General features: G+C 58.7%; 4 protein-coding genes and 1 pseudogene. All 5 read right to left on the bottom strand.

All coding sequences use genetic code 11. The features are described 5' to 3' along the window. Positions 1-69: 69 nt before the first annotated feature. Positions 70-882: pseudogene (locus tag E8M78_RS06585) on the bottom strand (sugar ABC transporter permease); the annotation flags it as partial. 208 nt (positions 883-1,090) lie between these two features. Continuing rightward, positions 1,091-2,353: an ABC transporter substrate-binding protein gene (locus tag E8M78_RS06580; protein WP_137134308.1), complete on the bottom strand. Its 1,263-nt coding sequence runs from the start codon at positions 2,351-2,353 to the stop codon at positions 1,091-1,093. A gap of 46 nt (positions 2,354-2,399) precedes the next feature. Then, positions 2,400-4,871, bottom strand: a complete 2,472-nt coding sequence (locus E8M78_RS06575) for a hypothetical protein (protein ID WP_137134307.1) — start codon at positions 4,869-4,871, stop codon at positions 2,400-2,402. Next, on the bottom strand, positions 4,868-5,704 hold the full coding sequence (kduI, locus tag E8M78_RS06570; protein WP_137134306.1) for a 5-dehydro-4-deoxy-D-glucuronate isomerase: 837 nt from the start codon (positions 5,702-5,704) through the stop codon (positions 4,868-4,870). Before kduI ends, E8M78_RS06575 begins: the two co-directional genes overlap by 4 nt. Then, entirely contained in the window at positions 5,701-6,801 is a 1,101-nt protein-coding gene (locus tag E8M78_RS06565; RefSeq protein ID WP_137134305.1) for a glycoside hydrolase family 88 protein, read from the bottom strand. Before E8M78_RS06565 ends, kduI begins: the two co-directional genes overlap by 4 nt. Positions 6,802-6,871 lie beyond the last annotated feature (70 nt).

Raw genomic sequence — 6,871 nt, 5'->3', positions numbered from 1 at the left:
TTCCTATACTTCAATCTCCTTGGGAATCCCTGAAAACAAAAGAGTTTTGCGATTTTTCAGGGCGAACTAAATATATTGCGTCAGGAAGAGCGTGCTGGTGCCGGGGCCGCCACCGGTCAGGACGAAGACCTCGTCGAAAACCTGCACGGCGCGAATGAGTGCGAGCACGACGACGACCAGAAGATTCGGCATCAGAAGCGGCAGCGTGATGCGCCAGAAAATACGGGCAGGGCGGGTGCCGTCCATCTCGGCTGCTTCATAGAGATCCTTGGGAATTGCCTGAAGACCGGCGAGAAGGATGAGCGTGTAGAAGCCCATATGCGCCCAGATCGAGACGCCAACGGCCGCCGCAAATGCGAAGGTACGGTCCGACAGCCAGGTATAGGGCTCGAAGCCCATGGGATAGAGAGCGAAATTCAGAAGTCCCTGCCGTTGAAGAATCCATTTCCAAATCAGGCCGACAACCACCGGCGACAGAAGGACCGGGAAGAAGAACACCGCGCGCCAGAAAGAGCGTGCCATCAATTCCCGGTTGAGGATCAGTGCCGTGATGAGCGAGAACAGGATCAGCAGCGTGACTTGCAGAACAACAAACCAGAAGGTGTTGCTGACCGCCGTCCAGAACGCATCTTCCTGGCAGGACATCGGGTCCAGATAGCTTTTGCAATCGAAAAGCTTTGCATATTGATCCGTTCCGACGAAGCTTCGCTCTGACAAGAAAAGGGCAGAGCCGCCTGTCATCGAGTAGATCAGGTTGATGATGATTGGCAGCAGAACGAAGATGCCGAAGATGAGCATGTTCGGCGCGAGAAAGAACGCCGCCATCCCACCTATGCCGGTACGCTTTTGCAACAGGCGCAGCGGCTTGTCAGCCAATCCCATGATGAAGTGGACGGGCGCAAGCACGACGGACGACCAGTCTGTTTTCGACTTGAGCTGCCCGGTTCGCGGTGTTTGGCGCGGTGTCTGGGAAGGCGAAGACATGGAGTCGTTCCTCTTGCGCTGATTTTGCCCGGCTATCGATGCCCGACCGAGAAACGGCCGCTGCCTCTTGTGGCGGCAGCGGCCGAGATTTCACATGCATGAAGGATCAGAGACCGGATGCCTTGACCTTTTCCGCGACATCGCTGTCGATACGGGTGAAGGCATCTTCCTTTGACATCTCGCCGGCAACCGCCTGGGCGGTTCGGGTGACAACGGCTCCGTACATGGTGTCAGACCAGCGCCAGCCGGGCATCTTGTTCGCCAGATCCGATGTCGTCTTCGTCGCGTTGACAAAGGTATTCAAAGCTTCCTTGACCAGAGCACTGTCGGTCTTGAAGTTGACACCCTCGGCAATCACGCCCTTATGCGCGGGCAGGAACAGGGTGCGCTCGGAGAATTCCTTCACAATTTCCTTGCGCGCCAGATAGTCCATGACCTTGGCGACTTCCTTGGCGTTTTTGGTATATTTCACAGCAACCAGTGCCGCGCCGCCGGGAAGGCCGGTGCAGGCCGCCGGACCGCAGGGGCTTCCCGTGGCAACCCAATCGAAATTGGTGCCGATCTTCTTTGCGAAGTTCGGGACCTGCCATGAGCCTGCGTAGTAGAATGCGACCTGACCGTTGATGAAATCGTCTGCAGCGGCACGATAGGATTGTCCAGCTGCCGACACCCAGACGTCCTTCGACATCGTGCCATCCTTGGACCAATCCACGAACTTGCCGAGGAAGGCCTTGGCGCCAGCGTCGAGCGGAGCGGGCTTGCCGTCCTTGCCAATGTAATTGGCGCCGTTGGAAATGGCCGGACCGGTGATGCGGTGGCCGGAACGGTCCATCGCCATTGGATAGGGGATCTGCTGGCTCTGTGCGACCTTCTTTGCCGCGGCTGCCCACTCATCCCAAGTCGCCTTGGGCCCCGGAAGCGGGACATTCGCCTGCTCGAACAGGGTCTTGTTGGCAAAGCCGCCGGTCAGCGTCAGCTGTGTCATGAAGCCGGAAATCTGGTTGGAGCCGTCCGGTCGCATCCAGTCGGCATTGGCGCCGAAGTTCTCGTCCCAGTATTTCGCATCCGCCACCAGCGGGCGCAGATCCAGCCAATGTTTCGCCAGATCCTTGATCGCGGTGACGCGGGCGATATCGGGGCCGTTGCCGGCTTCCAGCTGAACCGGAAGCTGCTCCTTGATGACGCTGTAGGCCACATTATCAACGATGACGTTGATGCCTGGGTTCTCCTTCATGAACCTGTTGACGAGATCTTGAAAGACTTCTCCCTCGATACCATCCGAATACCACATGATGCGGACATCGCCCGCATGGGCCGTGGTGGCCAGCAACGCCAAAGCGGATGCTGCAAAAAGCGACTTCAATGCCATTGTCTTTCCTCCTCCGATGGGCAGATCCTCCATCCGCCCGGCTTGTTTACAGGTCGATCGCTTGGCCCCTCACGGTGTAATCCTCGCGACGAAGTGTTCTGCCTTCCGCCTCGACCGAGCCATCGGCCAAGAACCGGACAGGCCCATAATCAGGGTCGTTGACGGTGAATATTCCATCATTCTCAACTATCGCCAAGTCGCCATAGCGCGCTTCGATCTCCGTCAATCCGTCACCTTCGGAAAGACGGACGATCCAGCGTGTCTTACGCCCTGGAATGCGAAGCTCCGCGCCTGCGGACGGACCTTCATCGACCTGCGACAGTGTATCGCTCGCAATCAGGAGTGCGATGCCCCGACCGCTGCGGGCGATAGCCTTGTTTCCAGCAATCTTGACGTCGTCGAATTCCGCTTTCGGGAACCACGCGTGCGAGAAATCAGGCTGCTCCTCATGCACGTCGAAATCGACCACAGCCAGACCGCGGTACTGCTGAACTCTTGGTACCGAGCCGCAGCCACCCCAGTAGGAGGGGCGCCCGTAGCCAAGCTGGATGATTTCACCCGGATGATTGATCCAGATTGCTGCCTCCGGCCTTTCGCCGATACGCAGGTGCAGAACGGTTTCCTGATAGCCCCAGTCCTTCCAGCGGTAGTGGACGGCGGAACCCATGGCGTAATGTTCGCCCTTGTAGTGGTAGAGGGCAGCGAAGCTGTCTTGACCCTGCGCAAAGCGCCATTCCTGATGCTTGGCACGACGATGGCTGGCGATAGCTGCCAGATCTTCCGGCACCACGAGGCCATGATCCCGAATGCAGACGGCCAGTTGTGGCAGCGCGTGAACTCGGCGTCCATACCAGCCCTTGCCCCAGAGAAGACGCGCAACTGCAGAAAGCTCCAGCGAGCGACCGGCACACAGCGTGTGTTCGTAAGAGCGGCCCTGCGCTGCCGTCAGCATGCCATGATGGGCGGAGCGAGCGACAATCTCGCACAGCCGGATGATGCCAGCCTTGGCGCGGTCCGCGATATCCTTGTCCGGCGAAAGTGCTGCCAGCGCCGTCAGGCCCTTCAGATCGATCGGGAAATAGGGCGCAGAGTTGAACTCTGCCATTTCCCAGTGTTCGAAATGGTCGAGCCATGCACGCACCCGCTCGGCCCCGATTTTTGCCTGTTCGGAACCTTTGCGGCCAGAGCGCACGAAGGTGGCATCCGGCAGCAGATGTCCCGCCAGATAGCAGGATGTGTGGAAAAGCAGTGCGTGGTTCTCGGAGAAATACCACTGAACGTCGTTGCCCGGCTCATCCATCCAGTAACGATAATTGAGGATGGCGCCATCGATACGATCGCGTGTCTTCTGGTTGATATCCTTGCCCCAGACGGTGCGAGACCAGATGAGTGGGACCAACGAGAAATCGGCGCAATCATGGCAATCTTCGATGGATGGCAGGATCTCCTCGATCATTGCATCGGTATCGCTGCCGGCACGACCGCTTGCCAGTCGTGCGAAGGCACGCACCGTATCGCGCTCGGAATGCTCGGAGACTTCGGTCAATGTCTCGACGATACGGTCCTGAAGTGAAGCCGGAGCCTGACCCTGGCGCTCCGCATGGCAAATCTCGACGCCAAGTGGGCGTGCCGCAACAAAGCCGCCAGCATCGAGCCTGATGCGGAAATGGCGGAAATCGGCCGGTGCGCTTTCGGCAGAGCCGAGGTTTAGGCTCGTTGCGCCGGCAGGCAGCTTGAAATCGTGATCGAACCGCTCACGCGACATGAAGTCGCCTTCGACTGCAACATTTACCTCGACGGCAACGGGCAGTGGCTTGGCGAAAAGCAGCGTGATATCGCCGCTGAAATAGGCGGGGCGATCAAGATGCATGCCTTCCAGTGCGTTTTCGATACTTTCGGCGACAGCGCCTTCCACTGGGACCGGGATCGCAATTTTCACGTCAGGGCCGGTCAAGTAGTCGAACTGATAGAAGTAGCGAGCGTCGCGTTCCGCAAGATCATCGAAAAACAGCGTGATCTCGTTCAGCCCGGACTTCAGGTCGAGCTCGAACTCCTGCTTCGTTTCGAGATTTCGGCCATAGGGTGCCATCCAGCCCACTTCCTGACCGTTCAGGAATAGGACCGCGCCGCCGCAGGTGCCGAGACGAATGCGCGCTAAACCTGCCTCGCTGACATCCAGGTAGGTGCGGGCCCAAGTTGCCAAACGCGTGGGGCGGAACCAGAAACCGGAAAGATCGACACGGGGGGAGCCGAACGGCAGCCACCACTGCTTTGCCTCGAAGGACCCTCGCACATCCGGGCGCTTGCCACGATAGGTTTCTGCAAAGATCGTGCGGCACGGATATTCGTGCGGAATGAAGTTCTTGTGCTTGGTCAGGAAGAAGAAGGGGTCCATCTCGCCCTTCATCGGCTGATCGGCCACATCGAAGCGGTCTTCCATCAGCGCGCCAAGCTGCCAGTACCGGACCGGCTCGCCCGCGTTCAAAGTCTTGCGCATATAGTTCTGTTCTGTCGTCATTTCAGATCCGCCACGGCCACCGGGGCCACATCGTTGTATTCCTGGTTCTCGCCGGTCATGCCCCAGACGAAGGAGTAAGGTCCCGTTCCTGCGCCCATGTGGATGGACCAGGCGGGGGAAAGTACCGCATTGCCATCTGCGACCACGAGGTTGCGTGTTTCCTCTGGTCTGCCCATCAGATGGATCACTCTATCTTCGGGGGACATGTCGAAATAGCAGTATGCTTCCATTCGCCGTTCATGCAGGTGCGGCGGCATGGTGTTCCATATGCTGCCTTCAGCCAGATCCGTGATGCCCATCAGCAGCAGGCAGGACGGAGCGACCTGCGGGTGGATGTACATGCGCAGGTTCCGCTTGTTGGCGCGCTTCGCATCACCCAGTTCAAGCAGCTTGGATTCCGCACGCTTGATCAGCCGGTGCGGGAAATCGGCGCCCGCTGGAACGGAGTTCATGTAGAAGCGTGCGGGCTGCTGCGCGTTCGCTGATTGAACTGAGATGGATCGCGCCCCGCGCCCGACATAAAGAACATCGCGGTTGTCGAGATTGTATGTTTCGCCATCGACGGTCACGCTGCCCAAGCCGCCAAGATTGGCGATGCCCATCTCTCGTGCGGAGAGAAGATAGGGTGTTCCGATATCCTCGCCGGACCCGAAGGTGAGCGGGGACGCGTTCGGAACCGCGCCGCCAAGGATCAGTCGATCGACATGCGTGTAAACAAAGGTTGCCTGACCCGGCTGGAACAGATCTTCAACAAGAAATGCATTGCGCAGCTTCTGTGTGTCGTAGGTCTTGATGTCTGCTGGAGCGGCGCCGAAAAGAACGCGCATGGTCATGCCGCCACCTCGGAAGCTTCTACGTGGTTCAGGGCTTCCGACAGGCAAAGGATGGAGAGGGCCTGCCCGTAACCGGTCGGCTGTATTGGAATGTCCTTGTAGAACTGCAGGTCGTGACCCATGCGGGTGCCGTAGGAAACGTTGAGTACGGTTCCGCTTGCATCGATGTTGCGTAGGACAAACTCGACCGCCCGAAGGCCTGCTGCCTTCCAGCTCTCGTCTCCATAGCCCAGACGATAGGCTTTCAGCAGGCCGTAGCCAATCCCCGCAGTTGCCGAGGTTTCCTCGTAAGATGTTGGATCGTCGAGCAGGGTGCGCCAGGCGCCGCTCTCGGCTTGCAGGGGAAGCAGGGCGTTTACCTGGGCCGTCAATACGCCGAGAAGGAAATCCCGCACCGAGGTGGGAAGTTCTGCCAGATCGAAGAGATCCAGAATGCCAGCCGTGATCCATGCATTGCCACGCGCCCAGCGTGCTCGGGCAAAGTTATGGCGTCCATCAAATGTCCAGCCATGGAACCACAGGCCGGTTTCCGGATCTGAAAGGTAGCGTGCATGCACAAGGAACTGCCGGGCCGCTTCATCGACCAGCTCCTTGCGGCCACTTGCCTGACCATAGGAGGCCAGAAACAGCGCAACCATATAAAGCGTGTCGTCCCACAACTCGTCGTCGTTCACCTTGTCGGAGACATGGTGCTCGAATGCACCTTCCTGGGTGCGGCCCATTTCGGTGATGACGCGGCTCGCCCAAGTGTCCAGCGTCTCTTTCCAACGGTCATCCTGCGTTTCGCGCCAAAGCACGGAAAGGCCAAGCATCGGCGCCGTGGTATTGACGTTCAATTTCGGAAGGCCGGCTGCCAGCCGCCGCTCATACCAACCCTCGATCAGGGCCTTCAGATCATCCCGGCCGGTGAACTGCCACAGGCGAATAATGCCATAGAGGCCAACGCCCTGCGGCCATTCCCAGCTGTCGAATGAAATGTAGTCTCCTGCCGTGCCATCGAGGTTGGGCTCGTGAAAACGGCCCTCGTTCTTCAGGCCAGTTATCCCGGCAACAAGCCGATCGAGATTGGCAAGAATGGTGTCGCCATTCAGGGCCATTGTAATCCTCCTGCATCCGCCTCTCCCAAGGCGTCGTTCATGAGCAAGAAGAAACCATCACGAAAATCGT

The sequence above is a fragment of the Rhizobium sp. FKY42 genome (assembly GCF_005222835.1).
In the GTDB taxonomy this organism is placed as follows: domain Bacteria; phylum Pseudomonadota; class Alphaproteobacteria; order Rhizobiales; family Rhizobiaceae; genus Neorhizobium.
The sequence above is the reverse complement of the archived record's forward strand: the minus strand, read 5'-3'. Positions and strand labels throughout refer to the sequence as shown.

Excerpts from the sequence above, each read along its gene's own strand:
- E8M78_RS06580 (WP_137134308.1), bottom strand. The coding sequence starts at position 2,353 with ATGGCATTGAAGTCGCTTTTTGCAGCATCCGCTTTGGCGTTGCTGGCC.
- E8M78_RS06565 (WP_137134305.1), bottom strand. The coding sequence starts at position 6,801 with ATGGCCCTGAATGGCGACACCATTCTTGCCAATCTCGATCGGCTTGTT.
- E8M78_RS06575 (WP_137134307.1), bottom strand. The coding sequence starts at position 4,871 with ATGACGACAGAACAGAACTATATGCGCAAGACTTTGAACGCGGGCGAG.
- kduI (WP_137134306.1), bottom strand. The coding sequence starts at position 5,704 with ATGACCATGCGCGTTCTTTTCGGCGCCGCTCCAGCAGACATCAAGACC.